Raw genomic sequence first — 17,661 nt, forward strand, 5'->3', positions numbered from 1 at the left:
TGACCCGCATTGCGCGATCATGGCATCCCCCACGCTGCACCGGCCGCACGCCATGTCCACATCGTCATCGAACTACACCCGCCACCGCCCCCTGCTGTGGCTGGTGTCGCTGGCGATCTTCATGCAGATGCTGGATTCGACCATCGTCAACACCGCCTTGCCGGCGATGGCAGCCAGCCTGGGCGAAAGCCCGCTGCAGATGCAGTCGGTGGTGTTCAGCTACGCGCTGGCGGTCGCCACCTTCATTCCAGCCTCCGGCTGGATCGCCGACCGCTATGGTACGCGGCGCACCTTCCTGGTGGCGATCATCCTGTTCACTCTCGGTTCGCTGGCCTGCGCGCTGGCCCAGCACCTGCACCAGCTGGTCGGTGCGCGCGTGCTGCAGGGCATCGGCGGCGCGATGCTGCTGCCGGTCGGTCGCCTGGCGGTGATGCGTTCAGTGTCGCGCGAGGATTTCCTGCGCGCGATGAGCTTCATCGCCATTCCGGCCCTGGTCGGCCCGTTGATCGGCCCGACCCTGGGCGGCTGGCTGGTCGAGATCGCGTCCTGGCACTGGGTGTTCCTGATCAACCTGCCGATCGGCGTGATCGGTTTCATCGCCGCGATGAAGATCATGCCCGACCACTACGCCAGCCATCGCACCCGCTTCGACCTGCGCGGCTACGTCATGCTGGCCTTCGCGATGGTGGTGTTGTCGCTGGCGCTGGACGGCATCTCCGGCCTCGGCACCCCGCACGCGCTGGTGATGCTGATGACCGTTGCCGGCCTGGCTGCGCTGGTGGGTTACTGGCTGCATGCCGCCAACTCCACCGCGCCGTTGTTCTCGCTGGCACTGTTCCGCGTGCCCAGCTACCGCATCGGCATCCTTGGCAACCTGTTCTCGCGCATCGGCAGCAGTGCCATGCCGATGCTGATCCCGCTGCTGCTGCAGGTCGGCCTGGGCCTGGGCCCGATGAACGCCGGCCTGATGATGGTGCCCGTCGCTGCGGCGGGCATGGTGTCGAAGAAGCTGGCGGTGAAGCTGGTCGAGCGCTACGGCTACCGCCGCGTGTTGATGGTCAACACCGTGCTGGTGGGGCTGGCGATGGCCAGCTTCATCCTGATGACACCGGGCCAGCACCTGGCGTGGCGCCTGCTGCAGCTGGCGTTCTTCGGCGCGGTCAATTCGCTGCAGTTCACCGTGATGAACACCGTGACCCTGCGCGACCTCGACCGCGAGTTCGCCAGTTCCGGCAACAGCCTGCTGTCGATGGTGATGATGCTCGCCGCCGGTTTCGGCGCCGCCGCGGCGGGCAGCCTGCTGGCTGCATTCGGCACCCACCTGGACAGCAACAGTGCCACCGCCGCGCTGCATGCCACGTTCCTGTGCGTGGGTGCGATCACGCTGACGTCGACGATGATTTTCTGGCAGTTGCCGGACACCAAGCCGGAGCCACGACAGGTCGAGCACGTAGCGGAGTGAGGGGGTCGGCAGGGCCTGCGGCCCTGCACCTGCTGCAGGCAACGGCAACGGCAACAGCCAAAGCCAAAGCCAAAGCAGCATTCCGTGGGGTGGTGGGGCGGTGTCGGAGTGCGGGGACGCCGTGAACCCATCCATGGGGGCTTGGCAGCCGCATCCATGCGGCTGACACCCCGCACTCCGACACCGCCCCACCTCTGACAGATTCCGGCGGCTGTGGGTAGGTGTCGACCTTGGTCGACACGGTAGATCCACGCCATGCGTGGATGTTTTTCGATTCCAATTCGAAATATTCGATTCCAATGGAGAGTCATCCACGCATGGCGTGGATCTACTGCAGATCGCAGAAAACTGTCGAAGGCGGGGTGGGTCCGGTTGCGGGAGTGTCCGCGGCATGGATGCCGCGGCCAAGCCCCCATGGATGGGTTTACGGCGTCTCCCGCAACCGGACCCACCCCGCCATCCCACAGGAAACCCGCCTTTGCTTCGGCTGTTGCCGTTGCTCCGGCGGGTAGCGGGTGCAGGGCCGCGGGCCCTGCCGAATCCCTACCTGCCCATCACCCGGGCGATCGCTTCCACCAGCAGTTCGCCGGTGACCGGCTTGCGCAGGAAGCCGCCAATACCTGCCGCTTCAACCTGCTGCTGCAAATCCGGATCGGTACGCGCAGTCACCGCCAGCAGCGGCAGCATGTAGCCCTGGTTGCGCAGGTGCTGGGCCAGCTCGAATCCGCTCAGGCCCGGCAGGTCCAGGTCGAGCAGGCCGACGTCGAAATCGCCGGCACTGATCTCGCGCAGCGCCGCCAGCGCATGACCCGCATGGGTTACCTCATGGCCTCGTGCGCTCAGCAAGCCGCGCACCACATCGGCCACGGTCGCGTCGTCCTCGACCAGGAGCACCCGCAGCGGCGGCATGTTCGCAGCCTCCTCGCGGTGCGTTCCGCCCTCGGCTTCGGCACTGGCATCAACCACCATCGGCAACGGCAGGGTAACGCCGAAGCAGGTGCCGCGGCCCAGCTGGCTTTCCACCTGGATGCGCCCCTGCATCGCCTGCGCCAGTTCGCGGCAGATCGCCAGGCCCAGGCCGCTACCACCGTACTGTGCGGCGGTACGTGCACCGTCTGCCTGCTCGAAGCGCCGGAACAGGCGCTGCTGCTGTTCCTGGCTGATGCCGGGGCCGGTGTCGCGCACCTCGAAATGCAGCGCGCGCAGCTCGCCATCGCTGCGCGCGTGCAGCGTGATGGTGCCACGGCTGGTGAACTTGACCGCGTTCGAGAGCAGGTTGAGCAGGATCTGGCGCACCCGCATCGCATCGCCAGTGGCCTGCAGGCCAGGCGGCAGCTGGTTGTCGAGGGTGAAGCGCAGGCCCTTCTGCGCAGCCAGTGGCCCCATCAGCGCGGCCAGATCCTGCAGCAGGCAGCTCAGCGCGAACGGCTTGTGCTGCAGCTCCAGTCGCCCGGACTCGATCCGTGCCAGGTCCAGTGCATCGTTGACCAGGTGCAGCAGATGTTCGCCGGCATGCCGGATCGATTGCGTGTAGCCCCGCTGCTGCGGGTCCAGCGGCGACGCCAGCAGCAGTTCACTCATGCCCAGCACGCCGGTCATCGGCGTGCGGATTTCATGGCCGAGGTTGGCCAGGAAGCGGGTCTTGGCCGCCGAAGCCTGCTCGGCCAGTTCCTGCTTGTGCAGCGCCAGCTGGTAGGCATGACGACGCTGCAGGCGACGCCGGTACAACCAGGCGAACCAGCTGGTCAGCAGCAACGCGAAGGACGCCAGCACCAGCAGGCCAGACAGGCTGCGCCACCACGGCGGCTGCACGCGGAACTCCAGGCTCTGCACCCGCGACCAGACATGGTCGGCCGAGCGTGCCTGCACTTCCAGCCGATAGCTGCCCGGGGGCAGGCGCGAGAACAGGCGCTCACCGGCCGGTCCGACTTCAACCCAATCCGGATCGTAGCCGGCCAGGCGGTAGCGGTACGTATTGGACGCTGAATCGGCGAACGACAGCAGCCGCGCGACGATGCGCAGGTCACGATCGCCATCGGCGATCTGCAGCGGTGCGTCATGGGTCAGGTCGAGCACCTGCTCGTTGCGGCGCACCTCGACCCGTTCGATCACCAATGGCGCACGCCGCACCGAGGGCCGTACCTGTTCCGGATCGAACACCACCACGCCGGCCGGCGTTCCGGCCACCAGGTGGCCGTCACCCGACATCACCAGGGTGTGCTCGCGGAACTCCTGGCTGGGCAGGCCATCGTGCACCCCATACAGGCGCACGCTCTGGCCGTCGGTGCCGATCCGGACCAGGCCGCGCGCACTGGTGGCCCACGCCACGCCCTGCGCGTCGACCACCAACCCCGACGCGGAGATCGCCGGATAGCCCTGCTCGGCGCCGACCACCGCCTGCCTTTCCAGCCGCCCCTGGCTCCAGCGATAGCGCGACAGCCGGCCATCCTCGGACAGCCACACCTGGCCATCGCGGCCCACATGCAACGCGTGGATCGCGGTCGCCGGGGCGCCCGGCACCGGCTGGAAGCGCTCGCTTTCCGGCAACCACTGCAGCAGGCCACGGCTGCTGGCCAGCCAGATGTGATCCTGTGGCCCGCATTCCACATCCAGGTTGAGCTGGCCCTGCTGCAGGCCACGCTGGCCGTTGTCCAGCTGGCGACGCAGGCGCCCGTCCAGGTCGCGCTGCTGCAGGCCGGATGACAGCATCAGCCACAGGCTGTCGCCATCGCAGGTCATCATCGATTCGATAACCCCTTCCATGGTGGCATCGGCACCCGCATCCCGCCCCCAGCGGCGCAGATCACGCAGCTTCGGGTCATAACGCAGCAGTGCATCGTTGGAACCAATCCAGACCTGCCCGCGCCGATCCTCGCGCACCGAGCTCAGCCAGTGCATGCCATTGACCCAGGTGCGGTGCTGCTCGACCTTGCCGGTCTTCGGGTCGAAGCGGTCCAGGGCACCATGGCTGCCGACCGTCCAGATGCCGCCATTGCTGGACGGGCTGGTACCCAGGACGAAGGCGTTGCGCAGCGAGCTGGGGTCATCCTCCAGCCGTGACAGCACCGAGAACTGCCACCAGCGGGGCAGCAGGTGCCACAGCCCGGCGTTGGTACTGGCCAGCCAGATTCCGCCCTCGCGGTCCTCGTAGGCGCCGGTCCAGTTCGGCCGTACCGGGCCACGCGCCACCGCACTGTACAACGGCACGGCCTGGTACTGGCCATCGACCGCACGGCCGAGGCCAGTCCGGGTGTCCAGCCAGTAGCCGCCCTGTTCGTCGCGCAGCATCATGCCCAGCACCTGCTCCCCTTGCGGAAGCTTCCACGGCGGTGTCTCGAAGCGACCGTCGGGGCGGCGCACGGTGGCACCGGCCATCGTGCTGATCCACAGGCTGCCGTCGGGCTCGGCGGTCAGGCCATTGATCAGCAGGCTGGGGATGACGTCGGTGCCGACACGTTCGAAGTCGGTTCCGGTCCAGCGCGCTACGCCATGCTTGGTACCGATCCACAAGCTGCCGTCGGCCAGGGTTGCCAGATACGGAACCGATGCGGCCGGCAGGCTGCGCGGATTGTTGGCCTCCGGCAGGAAGCGCTGCAGCCGATCCTGGTTGTCCAGCCGGTACAGCCCTCCCTCGTGGGTGCCGAACCAGACCGAACCGTCCGGCGTGGCCGCCAGGCTCCAGACCGTATTGGTCCCCATCAGCGGCTGGCTGCTGCGGTCGTAGAAGTGCAGCTGGCGGCGGTCGGCCGACATCCGCACCAGGCCGGCATTCTCGGTACCGATCCAGAGCTGGTTGCGCGCGTCGACCAGCACCGACCAGATCCGGTTGTCGCGCAATCCATCTTCCGAACGCCAGATCCGGTAGTTGCGCCCGTCGTAGCGGGCCAGACCGTCGTTGGTGGCGATCCACAGGTAGCCGTAGCGGTCTTCGGCCATGCGGTTGACGGTATTGGACGGCAGGCCGTCAAACACCGTCACCTGGCGCGGACTCGGTGGCACGGGCTGCGCGGCAGCGGGTGACAGGCAGCACAGGAGGATCAGCAGCAGCATGGCCGCCCGCAGATACACCACCGATTGCCTCCTCACGCTGCCCTGATGATTCCCGCGCCGCGGGCGTCGGCATGGTAAACCGAAAGTCGCGTCGTTCACGCCTGCCGCCGACGCTTTCAGGGCATGTCCTGTCGCTTGGCGCGAGCTTGAACGATCGCCGCCACCAGCATGTCGCCAGTGACCGGCTTGCGCAGGAAACCATCGAACCCGGCGGCGAGGACCTGCGACTCGGCATAGGCATCGGAACGCGCCGTCACCGCCACCAGCGGCAGCTCATAGCCCAGCGCACGCAGCTGGCGGGCGATCGCGGTGCCATCCAAGGCCGGCAGATCGAGGTCGAGCAGGCCAACATCGAAGCCGTCGGTGGCGATCTCGGACAAGGCCCCCAGGCCGTGCAGCACGTGCACGACCTCATGCCCCCGGCTGCGCAGCAGGCCGGCGATGACCTCGGCCACGGTGGCATCGTCCTCCACCAGCAGGATGCGCAGTGGCGGCAGTACCGGCAATGCCGAAACTTCACCTGCTGCGGCGGCCGCCTGCCGCGTCCAGGGCAGCGGCAACCGTACCCTGAAGCGCGCGCCCTTGCCCGGCGAGCTTTCCACGTCGATGCGCCCGCCCATCGCCACCGCCAGCTCCTGGCAGATCGCAAGGCCCAGCCCGCTGCCGCCATAGCGCGAGGCCGTGCGCGGGCCATCAGCCTGCTCGAAACGGTGGAACAGGCGTTCCTGCTGCTCGGCGTTGATGCCCGGCCCGCTGTCGTATACCTCGAAACAGACGCCCCCGCCGTTGTCCTCCAGGCGCACGGCCAGGCCGACATGGCCGCGCTCGGTGAATTTGATCGCGTTGCCCAGCAGGTTGAGCAGGATCTGGCGCACCCGCATCTCATCACCACTGACGCTGATCGGACCCTGCGGATCATTGCCACGCTGGAAATCCAGCCTGCGCTGCCTGGCCATGGGCTGCATCAGCACCTGTACCTGGTCAAGCAGGCCGGCCAGATCGAACGGACGCAGGTCCAGCTCCAGCCGTCCGGCCTCGATGCGCGCGAGGTCCAGCGCATCATTGACCAGCCGCAACAGGTGGCTTCCGGCCTGCTGGATCGAGCCGGCATAGCTGCGCTGCACCGGGTCCAGCGGCGTGGCCAGCAGCAGCTCGCTCATCCCCAGCACACCGGTCATCGGCGTGCGCACCTCATGACCCAGCGTGGCCAGGAAGCGGCTCTTGGCCTGCGAAGCCTGCTCGGCCAGTTCCTGCTTGTGCACGGTCAACTGCCATTGCTGGCGGCGACGCAGGCGGACCCTGATCGACCAGGCCAGGGTGAGCAGCAGCAGTGAACCGATCAGGATGTAGCCGAAGATCGCCATGCCGCTGCGCCACCACGGCGGCAGCACCTTCACCTTCAACTGCTGCGAAGGCGTCCATGCGCCATTGGCGGTGGCCGCCTGCACTTCGATGACGTAGCTGCCGGTGGGCAGCCGGGACAGCGTGCGCTGGCCATCCCCGCCCTGCTCCACCCAGTCCTGGTCATAGCCGCGCACCCGGAAGCGGTAGCGGTTGCCTTGCGGATTGGCATACGACAGCAAGCGTGCGTCGATCTGCAGGTCACGATCATCCGGCCCCAGCAACAGCGTGCCGGTGTCCGGCAGGGGCTGCCAGCCGCGCGCATCATCACGGCGCACGCGCACCTCGGCAATCACCAGCGACGACGCGGGCAGTGCGACGTCAACGGCATTCACATCGAACGCGACCAGGCCGGTCTGGGCCACGGCGAGGACGCGGCCATCGGCATTCACTGCCGGGGGCCGGCTGGTGAACTCGGCATCGGACAGGCCATCGCGTTCATTGAACAGTTGCAGCCGTCGCGCCTTGGGATCCCAGCGCAACAGACCGCGCGGCGTGGTCGCCCACACCCGGCCGTCGTCGGCCAGCGCCAGGCCGCCCATGCTGACCGGCGGCACGCCGGCACTTCCATCAACGCGCTGGATCAGGCGCAGGCTCATGCCATCCCACTGGTAGCGTTCGAGCGCGCCCTGCCGGGCCAGCCACAGCTGCTGCGGGTCGACCCACACCAGATCGAAGATCAGCCCGCTGGAAACGCCTGGCACCGCCTCGAAGCGCCCCGCCTGCTCGCGCCAGATTCCCATCTCGCCCATGACCCACGCCTTGCCATGGGCATCGAAGCGGATCTGCTCGATCGGTGAATCGGCCGCCTTGCGGAAATCCTCCAGCGGGTAGCTGCGCAGCACCCGGCCATCGGCGCTGCGTTGCTGCAGGCCCAGGTTCATCACCGACAGCCAGACCGTGCCATCGGGGGCCTGCCGCATCAGATCGATGCGCTGGCGCAGGTCGGCGCCACCGTCGATTCGCCAGTCCTGCAGCGCGCGGCTGGCCGGGTCGTACACGCTGATGCGGCCGGCACGGCCCAGCCACAGGCGCCCGTCCGGCCGCGGCAGCACCGACCACACCGCGCCACTGCCGATTTCGCGGTCGCTGGCCAGCAGGCGCAGCGTGCCGTGGGCATCCAGCTGGTATACGCCGTGCGCCGAGCCCACGTAATACGTCTGGCCGTCGCTGGCCGCGCTCAGCAGATACTGGCTGTCCAATGGCTTGCCATCGAGCTGGTTCCAGATCGAGAAACGGCGCCAGTCCGGCGGCAGGTAGGCCAGGCCCTGGGTCAGCAGCGCCACCCACAATCCGCCCTCGTGGTCCTGCAGCAGATCGAGCACCCCGCTCTGGGCGGTGAGGAAACCACTGCCACGGTCACCGCCGAGCCGCCACAACGCGCTGGCATCTCCGCGCAGCAGACCGTCGGACGTACCCGCCCAGTAGCCGCCCTGGCGATCGGCCAGCACCAGTGCCGAACGCAGGCGGGCACTGTCGGCCCAACGCGGGCGGCTGACCCGGTCCTGCGCATCGATGCGATAGAGACCATCGTTCTGGCTGCCGATCCAGATCGAGCCATCCGGATCACGGCTCATCCGCAGCACGCTCAACGTACCCAGTTCCCGCGCCGCCACCGGCTCGAATCCATGGCCGTTCCAGCGTGCCACGCCGGCCTCGGTGCCGATCCACAGGCGCCCGCGCGCATCGACCAGGCCGCTGTAGATGGTGTTGCTGGGCAGGCCGTCCGCGCGCGCAGGATCATGCTTGAAGAAGCGCAGGCTGCCGTCCTCTCCAAACCGGCAGACCCCTTGGCTGCTGGTACCGATCCACAAGGCGTTCTCGGCGTAGGCCAGCGTCCAGAACTGGCCCAGGCACGGGCCGTTCACTGCATCGAAGGTGCTGAAGTGCTCACGGTCGGCATCCAGGCGCGCCAGCCCCTTGCCGTTGATGCCTACCCATACGCGGTCCAGCGGATCGACCAGCAGCGTCTCGATCTCATTGCCCGGCAGCGAGCCCGGCTGTTCCGGATCATGCTCCCAGACCCGCAGGCTGGCACCGTCGTAACGCACCAGGCCGCCATCGGTGGCGGCCCAGACATGGCCCTGGCGATCCTCGGCCAGCGCCAGCACCATGCGCGAGGGCATGCCTTCGGCCGCGCCGAAACGGCGCAGGCGCGGTGTTTCCGCCATTTCCAGGGGCGCAGCCGCTGCGGCGAACGCCATCAGCAGCAGTCCCATTCCCGCGATGCCCCGCCACCACAGGCGCCAGCCGCTCTTCATCCTGAACCCCCTGTCCTGGCCCGATTGTCACACAGGCCCGCGTTCATGACTGCAACAGCCTGTTTCCACGGGCAATGGCACCACGAACTGTTGCAGCCATGCACGCATCGTTGGCAGGGGCCTGTGCGTATGATCGCAACGTCCCCCTTCCAGAGCCCGCCATCGATGCGTCCCTGCCTGGCCCTGCTGCCGATGCTGCTCGCCACCGCCCCCGCCTGGGCGGATGCAGACACCTACCGCCTCGATCCGGTGCATACGCGGGTGTTGTTCAGCATCGACCACGCGGGTTACTCGCAGGCCATGGGCACGGTCTCGGGCAGTGAAGGCCGCCTGCAGTTCGATCCCGACAACTGGCGCGAAGCCACGCTGGACGTCGAGGTGCCCGTGTCGCGATTGGACCTCGGCGACGCCAAGTGGAACCAGGCCACGCTGGCCCGCAGCCTGCTCGACGGCGAACGATTCCCGAACGCGCGATTCGTCTCCAGCCGGGTCGAGCCCATCGATGCCAAGCGTGCCCACGTGATCGGCACGCTTACCCTGCGCGGGGTCAGCCAGGAGGTCACGCTGGAGGTGACCCTCAATGCCATCAAGCGCTATCCGCTTCCCCCATTTCGACGCACCGCCGGTTTTTCCGCCAGCACCACGCTGAGCCGGCGCGCGTTCGGCATCACCGCCTGGCCGGGCGTCATCGGTGATGCAGTACAGCTGAGGATCGAGGCTGAAGCCACTCTCGACCGCAGCGACGCCCCGGGAACTCCCGCTCCCGTTCCGCACTCCGACCCCAAGACGGCCCGCTAGAGGACCTTTCATGACCGCCAAGAACACCCCCGCCGCCTGGGGGAGTGTCAGCCAGATCCTGCATTGGTTGATCGCACTGCTGATCCTCGCCCTGGGCGTGGTCGGCCTGACCATGGGTGAATTGCCCAAGACCCCGAAGTATTTCTGGGTTTACACCGCGCACAAGTCGATCGGCATCACCGTGCTGGCGCTGGTGCTGTTCCGCCTCGGCTGGCGCCTGTATGCCGGCGCGCCCAAGCCGGTGCCGGGTGTGCCCAGCTGGCAGGAGCGCATCGCCAGTGCGACCCACGTGCTGTTGTACGTGCTGATGTTCGCCATTCCGCTGTCGGGCTGGCTGTACGACTCGGCCAGTGGCCTGCGCCCGTTCCGCTGGTTCGGGCTGGTTGACGTACCCAAGCTGAGCGGCCCCGACCCGCAGGTCGTCGCGGTGTCCCATGCCATCCACGAATACGGCTTCTGGCTGTTGATCGCAGTGGTGCTGGCCCACGCCGGCGCTGCTTTCTACCACCACCTGTTCCAGCGCGATGCGACGTTGTCCCGCATGTTGCCGCGCGGCTGGCTCGCCTCCCCTCAGAAGGACTGACCGATGACCCTGAAACTGACCACCCCGGCCGCCGTGGCCGCCGCCCTGGCCGGCATGCTGGCCACTGCCCCGGTGCTCGCCGCCGACTACGCGCAGGCCCCCGGTGCCGGTTCGATCCTGGTGTTTGCCACCAAGTACGACGGTGAAGTGTTCACCGGCAGCTTCCCGGGCTTCGCCACCAAGCTCAGCTTCGATCCGGCCAACCCGGCCGCCGGCTCGCTGGACGTGGTGATCCCGTTGGCCGGTGCCAAGAGCGGCAACAGCGACCGCGACTCGACCCTGCAGACCGCCGACTTCTTCAACGTCGGCAAGTTCGCCACCGCACGCTATACCGCCAAGGGCTTCCGCGCGGTGGGCAACGATCAGTTCGCCGCCGATGGCACCCTGGAACTGCGCGGCGTCAGCAAGCCGGTCACCCTGACCTTCACCTGGAAGCCGGGCACCCAGCCGGTGCTGACCGGCAAGGCCACCGTGAAGCGCCTGGACTTCGGCGTGGGCGGCGGTGACTGGGCCGACACCAAGACCATTCCGGACGAGACCGCGATCAGCACGATCGTGAAGTTCAACGCGAAATGATCAATGGGCCGGGGCACCGTCCCGGCCGCATCCTGTAGAGCCGAGCCATGCTCGGCTGCGGCCCAGGTCGCGCTGCGCGCGTCAGCCGAGCATGGCTCGGCTCTACAGAAGACCTTCGGCCAGCCAGGCCTGCAGCGTGGCCGCATCGAACGGCCAGTCCAGCTCGCGCTGCCCCGCCTCGTCGCGCAGCACCGGTACCCGCGCGCCATAGCGCGCCTCCAGCGCAGGCTGGTCGTCCAGGAACACCGACTCGAACTCCGGTGCCCGCGCCTTGGCCAGTTCGGCCAGGGCCAGGTCACACAGGTGGCAATCGTCACGCTGGATCAGGGTCAACACCGGTTCGGCTCCCGTGGCGGAAATGCTGCGCCGCAGCCATCGGATGGCCCGGCAAGCCGCTAGAATAGCGGCTTGTCCGGTACCCGCAGTTTGGCATCCATGGCTGTCAGCACGTTCGACGTTTTCAAGATCGGCATTGGTCCGAGTTCCTCGCACACCGTCGGGCCGATGAAGGCCGCCGAGCGATTCATCCATCGCTGGCTGCTCGATCCGGGCCGCCTGCACGAGGTCGCGCGCATCCGCGCCGATGTCTATGGTTCGCTGGCGCTGACCGGCCGCGGCCACGGCACCGACAAGGCGATCCTGCTCGGCCTGGAAGGCCAGCGGCCGAACCTGATCGACCCGGACATCATCCCGGCCACCCTGGAGCGCATCCGCAGCAGCAAGCGCATCCAGCTGATGGGACAGCATGAGATCGCCTTCGACGAGAAGCGCGACCTCGGCATGAACAAGCGCCAGAAGCTGCCGTACCACACCAACGGCATGCGCTTCACCGCGTACAACGCCGACGACGAAGTGATCGCCACCCGCGATTACTACTCGGTCGGTGGCGGCTTCGTGGTCAACCAGGACGACGCGGCCGATGACCGCATCGTGCCCGACGAGACACCACTGCCCTACCCGTTCAAGAGTGGCGACGAGCTGCTGGCGCAGACCGCGCGCAGCGGCCTGAGCATCGCCCAGCTGATGTTCGAGAACGAGAAGTGCTGGCGCAGCGAGGACGAGATCCGCGCCCAGCTGCGCGAGATCTGGAGCGCGATGCAGTCGTGCGTGACGCGCGGCATCCGTGAGGAAGGCGTGCTGCCGGGTGGCCTGAAGGTCGGCCGTCGCGCACCGGCGCTGTACCGCGAACTGTCGTCGAAGCCGGAAGCAGCAATGCGCGATCCGCTGACCACGCTGGACTGGGTCAATCTGTACGCGCTGGCAGTGAATGAGGAAAACGCCGCCGGTGGCCGCGTGGTGACCGCGCCGACCAACGGTGCCGCCGGCGTGCTGCCTGCGGTGCTGCACTACTTCGACCGCTTCTGCCCGGGTGCGAACGAGCAGCGCGTGTTCGACTTCCTGCTGACCTCAGCGGCGATCGGCATCCTGTACAAGGAGAACGCCTCGATTTCCGGCGCCGAAGTCGGCTGCCAGGGCGAAGTGGGCGTGGCCTGCTCGATGGCGGCCGGCGGCCTGGTCGCCGCGCTCGGCGGCAACCCCAGCCAGATCGAGAATGCCGCGGAAATCGGCATGGAACACAACCTCGGCCTGACCTGCGACCCGATCGGTGGCCTGGTGCAGATTCCGTGCATCGAGCGCAATGCGATGGGCGCGGTGAAGGCAATCAACGCCTCGCGCATGGCCATGCGTGGCGACGGCAAGCACAAGGTGTCGCTGGACAAGGTCATCAAGACCATGCGCGATACCGGCCGCGACATGCAGGACAAGTACAAGGAAACCAGCCGCGGTGGCCTGGCGGTGAACGTCATCGAGTGTTGAGGTGTAGAGCCGGGCCCATGCTCGGCTTCGCATGACGGGATGCATTACGCTGGGGGCTCCCTCGCCCCCGAGAACGCCATGCGCCTGCTCGCTGCCGCCCTGCTCGCCTGCCTGCCGCTGTCCGCCCTGGCCGCGCCGACCTATGGTCCGCGGCTGGAAGGTTTCGACTACGGCTATCCGGTGAAGACCTTCGCGTTGGAATCGCAGCAGCAGCCGTTGGAAATGGCCTACCTGGATGTGTTGCCCAAACGACGTGCCATCGGGGTGGTGGTGTTGCTGCACGGCAAGAACTTCTGCGCGGCCACCTGGCAGCAGACCATCGCGCCGCTGCTGGCCGCAGGCTACCGGGTGATCGCACCGGACCAGGTGGGCTTCTGCAAATCCAGCAAGCCCGAGCGCTACCAGTACACGTTCGCGCAGCTCGCCGCCAACACCCACGCCCTGCTGCAGCAGCTGCAGCTGGGTGATGTGCCGGTGCACCTGGTCGGCCATTCGATGGGCGGCATGCTCGCGGTGCGCTATGCGCTGATGTACCCGCAGGACCTGCGCAGCCTGTCGCTGGTCAACCCGATCGGGCTGGAAGACTGGAAGGCGCTGGGCGTACCGTGGCGCAGCGTCGACGAGTGGTATGCCGGCGAACTGAAAACCAGCTACGACAGCATCCGGCGCTACCAGTTGGACGTCTACTACGATGGTCAGTGGAAACCCGACTACGAGCCGTGGGCGCGGATGCAGTCGGGCATGTACGAAGGGCCGGGCAAGCAGGCCGTTGCCTGGAGCCAGGCGTTGGCCTCGGACATGGTGTTCAACCAGCCGGTGGTCTACGAACTGAAGCGCGTGCAGGTACCGACCACGCTGTTCATCGGCCAGAAGGACCGCACGGCGATCGGCCGCGACCGCGCATCACCGGCGCTGAAGGCAACGCTGGGCAACTACCCGGCGCTGGGCAAGGCCGCGGCGGCGGCGATCCCCGGCGCAACGCTGGTCGAGTTCGCCGAGCTGGGGCATTCGCCACAGGTACAGGATCCAAAGCAGTTCAACGCCGCGTTGTTGAAGGCGTTGAAGTCGCGCTGAGGGGGCGCGCCGGGCGATGCCCGGCGATCCCTTACCGCACGATGCGCAGCACGTCGTCCAGCAACGCGGCGGCGGTGACTTCCGCGCCCGCGCCCGGTCCCTGGATCAACAACGGCTGGCGCTGATAGCGATCGCTGTGGATGGCCACGCGGTTGTCGGTGCCCGCGCCCTGCGCCAATGGATGATCGGCAGGCAGCTCGCGCAGGCCTACCTGCGCACCCTGGCCATCGACGCGACCGACAAAACGCAGCACGCGGCCGTTGTCGCGCGCCTGCTGCCAGCGTGCCTGCAGCGGCGCATCCAGCTGTTCCAGTGCGGCCACGGCATCTTCCAGCGGCAACGCAGCGAGTGCCTCAGGCACCAGCGAATCCACCTGCACCTGCGACGCATCCAGCGCCAATCCGCTGCTGCGGGCCAGGATCAGCAGCTTGCGGCGTACATCCTCGCCGGACAGGTCAAGGCGCGGATCCGGCTCGGTGTAGCCAGCCGCCAGTGCTTCGCGCACTGCGGCCGAGAACGGTGACTGGCCGTCATAGCGATGGAACAACCACGCCAGCGATCCGGACAGGACGCCCTCGATGGCATGGATATGGTCACCGCCGGCCACCAGCGCGCGCAGGCTGCTCAGCAGGGGCAGGCCTGCGCCCACGGTGGCGCTGTCGCCGTAGCGTGCGCCACTGTCGGCGCAGCTTTCGGCAATCGCCTGCGCGCGCGCCAGCTGCGCGCCTCGCCCCAGCTTGTTGGCGGTCACCACGTGCACACCGCGTGCCAGCCACTGCACGTGCCGTGCGGCCACGTCTTCACTGGCGGTCGCGTCAACCACTACGTCGCCACGCTCCAGCCCTTCCGCACTCGCCCACGGCGGCGAACTCTGGCCATCGCGCGGTGCTCGCCGTGCAAGTTCCAGCGGCAACGCCAGGTCGCGATCGATCTCCAGCGCAGTGCGCGAATTGGCCAGCCACTGCACGCTGGGCAATTCCAGCCCGCGTGCCTGCAGCGCCTGGTAGCGCTGCACGAACGCCGAACCGACCGTGCCGGTGCCGAGCAACGCCAGGCGTCCCGCGCCCAGCGCAGGAATGTCAGCGGCCAGTGCGCTCATGCGTCCACCACCTGTTTGCGGCGTGCAGCGGCATCGATCACCGCTTCGGCGCGCTGCAGCGCCGCGCCGAGATCGGCCAGCAGGTCACGCTCGGCCTCGATGCCCACTGACAGGCGCAGCAGCCCTTCGCTGATCCCGGCCGCCGCACGCGCTTCGGCGGTCATCGCCGCATGGGTCATGGTTGCCGGATGCGCGATCAGGCTCTCGACGCCACCCAGCGATTCGGCCAGGGTGAAACAACGCAGGCCATCAACGAACGCGCGCACCGCCGCGTGCGGATCGTCGCCGGCACAGTGCGCCAGCTCGAACGACAGCATCGCGCCGAAGCCATCCTGCTGGCGTGCGGCGATGGCATGGCCCGGGTGATCGGCCAGGCCCGGGTAGTACACCGCGCCGACCGCCGGATGCTGGTCCAGCAGGGCAACGATCGAGGCGGTATTTTCCTGGTGCACGCGCAGGCGCGCATCCAGCGTGCGCAGGCCGCGCAGGGTCAGGAACGCATCGAACGGCGAGCCGGTCAGGCCCAGCGCATTGCCCCACCACACCAGCTGCTCGTGCAGTGCCGGATCGCGCGCGACCACTGCGCCGCCGACCACATCGCTGTGGCCGTTGATGTACTTGGTGGTGGAATGCAGCACCAGGTCCGCGCCGAATGACAGCGGCTGCTGCAGGGCCGGCGACAGGAAGGTGTTGTCGACCACGACCAGCGCGCCCGCCTTGTGCGCGGCATCGATGACGAAGCGCAGGTCGGTGATGCGCAGCAGCGGGTTGGACGGGGTTTCCACCAGTACCAGCTTCGGCTGGCTGGCCAGCGCCTGGGCCAGCGCACGCGGATCGGTCAGGTCGGCGGTGACCAGTTCGAAGTGGCCCTTCTTCGCCAGCGCGTTGAACAGCCGCCAGCTGCCGCCGTAGGCATCGTGCGGCACCACCAGGGTGTCGCCCGGCTGCAGCAGCGCGTTCAGCACCAGATTGATCGCGCCCATGCCGGTGGCGGTGATCACGCCGCCGGCGCCGCCTTCCAGCTCGGCCAACGCTTCACCCAGCAGGTCGCGGGTCGGGTTGCCACTGCGCGTGTAGTCGTACTGGCGCTTGTTGCCGAAGCCTTCAAAGCTGAAGTTCGACGACAACACGATCGGCGGAGTGACCGCACCATGCGCGGTATCGCGATCGATGCCGGCACGGACAGCGGCAGTGGTACGGCTACAGGACGGCTCGTTGGCGTGCAGGCTCATGCGGACTCTCCAGAGGTACGGAAGGCGGTGGCGAGGATCGCGTCGATGCGATCGGTTTCTTTGAGGAAGGCGTCGTGGCCATAGGGCGAGCGCAGCACGCGCAGGCTGCCGCGCGGGCCCAGTCCTTCGACCAGGCCGACCAGATCGGCCAGCGGCACCAGGCGATCGCCCTCTACGGCCACCACCACGGTCGGCGGCAGGATCGCGGCGGGGTCCACGCGGTGCAGGTCGATCGATTCGGACAGGCGCAGGTAGGCGGTCACCGGCGTGCGCGCGACGTACTGCGCCCCGGCGGCGTCGAGATAGTCTTCGGCGGCCACGCGCACGCGGCCATTGATCACTTCCGGCGCGGCATCGAAGCGCTCGCCGAATTCTTCCGGGGTGCGGTAGCTGAGCATGGCGAACTGGCGGGCCAGCGCCAGCCCGTGATCTTCGCCGCACTGCAGTTGGCCGAGCGCGACGGCGCGGCGCTGCAGTGCGCGCCAGGCCGCGGCATACGGGTGCGGGCGATGTGCGCCGCTGGCCAGCACCAGCTGGCGCACGCGGGCACGATGGCGGATCGCGAACTGCTGGCCGACCAGCGCGCCATACGAATAGCCGACGAACGCCTTCAGCGCGCGGATGCCGAGATGATCCAGCAGCAGCGCCAGCGCATCGGCCTGGTCGGCGGTATCGATCGGAACGTCCAGCGCGCCATCTGCCCCGATGAAGTCGAAGGCCAGCACGCGCAGCTGCTGTGGGTCCAGCGCGCGGCCCTTGCCGACCAGATCCTCGGCCCAGCCCTTCTCGCTGAACTGTGCGTTGGACGCCACATGGCGGTGGGCGGAAATGCCACCGGCCAGCACCACCACCGGCGCACTCGCCGGGCCGACCCACTCATAGCGCAGGCGCACCGGGCTGGGGCCGGCGTGGCGCATCGACAGCACCGCGGCGAACTCACCGCGCTCGGCATGCACGCGGTCATCGACCGGCACGCTGACGGGGACAAAGGGTTCGGGGCGAAGCGCGGTACTGGCGGCGAAGCTCATGGCGGGATCCGGTTGGGGAATCGGCCATCGAGCCTTCGCGGGGCCCGCGTTCGAGATGCACGTGGGGTGCATGGTTCGAACCATCTTTCGGTGGACGCCACGGTCCCCGCAGGATTTGGCACCTACGCAGTCGCTTGCGCGCCTGCGGGCTGCCCCGGCTTCAAAGGGCCTGTCCCTCTGCCGGTCTCGATGGTGGGGCCACGATGCCAGCCCTTTCCAGTACTGTCAATCCCTTCATACGGATAAAGCGATGGATATTTACAGATAGACTCTGCGAAG

The 17,661-nt window shown here is 67.9% G+C and carries 12 protein-coding genes and 1 riboswitch; of the genes, 6 read left to right on the forward strand and 6 right to left on the reverse strand.

What is annotated here, in order from left to right; translation table 11 throughout:
- The first annotated feature begins 52 nt into the window (after positions 1–52).
- The gene (mdtD, locus tag N440_RS13105; RefSeq protein WP_053450517.1) at positions 53–1,462 is read left to right on the forward strand and encodes a multidrug transporter subunit MdtD; all 1,410 of its coding nucleotides are present in this window, start codon (positions 53–55) and stop codon (positions 1,460–1,462) included.
- A 543-nt stretch (positions 1,463–2,005) separates the two neighbouring features.
- Here the strand turns inward: mdtD and N440_RS13115 are convergent.
- Positions 2,006–5,533 carry a hybrid sensor histidine kinase/response regulator gene (locus N440_RS13115; RefSeq protein WP_049456522.1) on the reverse strand — a complete coding sequence of 1,176 codons (3,528 nt, stop codon included), beginning with the start codon at positions 5,531–5,533 and terminating at the stop codon, positions 2,006–2,008.
- Positions 5,534–5,628: 95 nt separating this feature from the next.
- Complete coding sequence (locus N440_RS13120; protein ID WP_133935342.1) at positions 5,629–9,174, reverse strand: ATP-binding protein; 3,546 nt, start codon at positions 9,172–9,174, stop codon at positions 5,629–5,631.
- A 165-nt stretch (positions 9,175–9,339) separates the two neighbouring features.
- Between N440_RS13120 and N440_RS13125 the strand changes: the two genes are divergently transcribed.
- From N440_RS13125 to N440_RS13135, 3 genes are read left to right on the forward strand one after another with little or no spacing between them, the layout of a single operon-like run.
- On the forward strand, positions 9,340–9,972 hold the full coding sequence (locus N440_RS13125; RefSeq protein ID WP_006463931.1) for a YceI family protein: 633 nt from the start codon (positions 9,340–9,342) through the stop codon (positions 9,970–9,972).
- Positions 9,973–9,982: 10 nt separating this feature from the next.
- Positions 9,983–10,555 (forward strand): cytochrome b, encoded by a 573-nt coding sequence (locus N440_RS13130; protein WP_005410672.1) that lies wholly within the window; start codon positions 9,983–9,985, stop codon positions 10,553–10,555.
- 3 nt (positions 10,556–10,558) lie between these two features.
- Entirely contained in the window at positions 10,559–11,131 is a 573-nt protein-coding gene (locus N440_RS13135) for a YceI family protein (protein WP_008268387.1), read from the forward strand.
- Between the two features lie 102 nt (positions 11,132–11,233).
- Here N440_RS13135 and N440_RS13140 read toward each other — a convergent pair whose 3' ends face one another.
- A complete protein-coding gene (locus tag N440_RS13140; protein WP_133935343.1) occupies positions 11,234–11,467 on the reverse strand; it encodes a glutaredoxin family protein in 234 nt (77 codons plus the stop codon).
- 99 nt (positions 11,468–11,566) lie between these two features.
- Between N440_RS13140 and N440_RS13145 the strand changes: the two genes are divergently transcribed.
- Both N440_RS13145 and N440_RS13150 read left to right on the forward strand, forming a co-directional pair.
- Positions 11,567–12,949: an L-serine ammonia-lyase gene (locus N440_RS13145; RefSeq protein WP_006464040.1), complete on the forward strand. Its 1,383-nt coding sequence runs from the start codon at positions 11,567–11,569 to the stop codon at positions 12,947–12,949.
- Between the two features lie 78 nt (positions 12,950–13,027).
- Positions 13,028–14,023 (forward strand): alpha/beta hydrolase, encoded by a 996-nt coding sequence (locus tag N440_RS13150; RefSeq protein WP_133935344.1) that lies wholly within the window; start codon positions 13,028–13,030, stop codon positions 14,021–14,023.
- Positions 14,024–14,054: 31 nt separating this feature from the next.
- On the opposite strand, the gene N440_RS13155 is transcribed toward N440_RS13150, so the two are convergent.
- Genes N440_RS13155 through N440_RS13165 form a run of 3 tightly spaced genes read right to left on the reverse strand, consistent with a single transcriptional unit; the run spans position 14,055 to position 17,382 of the window.
- Positions 14,055–15,122 (reverse strand): homoserine dehydrogenase, encoded by a 1,068-nt coding sequence (locus N440_RS13155; protein ID WP_133935345.1) that lies wholly within the window; start codon positions 15,120–15,122, stop codon positions 14,055–14,057.
- Positions 15,119–16,354 carry an O-succinylhomoserine (thiol)-lyase gene (locus N440_RS13160; RefSeq protein WP_133935346.1) on the reverse strand — a complete coding sequence of 412 codons (1,236 nt, stop codon included), beginning with the start codon at positions 16,352–16,354 and terminating at the stop codon, positions 15,119–15,121. Before N440_RS13160 ends, N440_RS13155 begins: the two co-directional genes overlap by 4 nt.
- Positions 16,351–17,382 carry a homoserine O-succinyltransferase gene (locus N440_RS13165; protein WP_133935347.1) on the reverse strand — a complete coding sequence of 344 codons (1,032 nt, stop codon included), beginning with the start codon at positions 17,380–17,382 and terminating at the stop codon, positions 16,351–16,353. The genes N440_RS13160 and N440_RS13165 overlap by 4 nt, the downstream gene beginning before the upstream one ends.
- Before the next feature lie 77 nt (positions 17,383–17,459).
- Positions 17,460–17,578: riboswitch (SAM riboswitch) on the reverse strand.
- Between the last annotated feature and the right edge of the window lie 83 nt (positions 17,579–17,661).

The sequence above is a fragment of the Stenotrophomonas sp. CC22-02 genome (genome assembly GCF_004365115.1).
GTDB classification, from domain to species: domain Bacteria; phylum Pseudomonadota; class Gammaproteobacteria; order Xanthomonadales; family Xanthomonadaceae; genus Stenotrophomonas; species Stenotrophomonas forensis.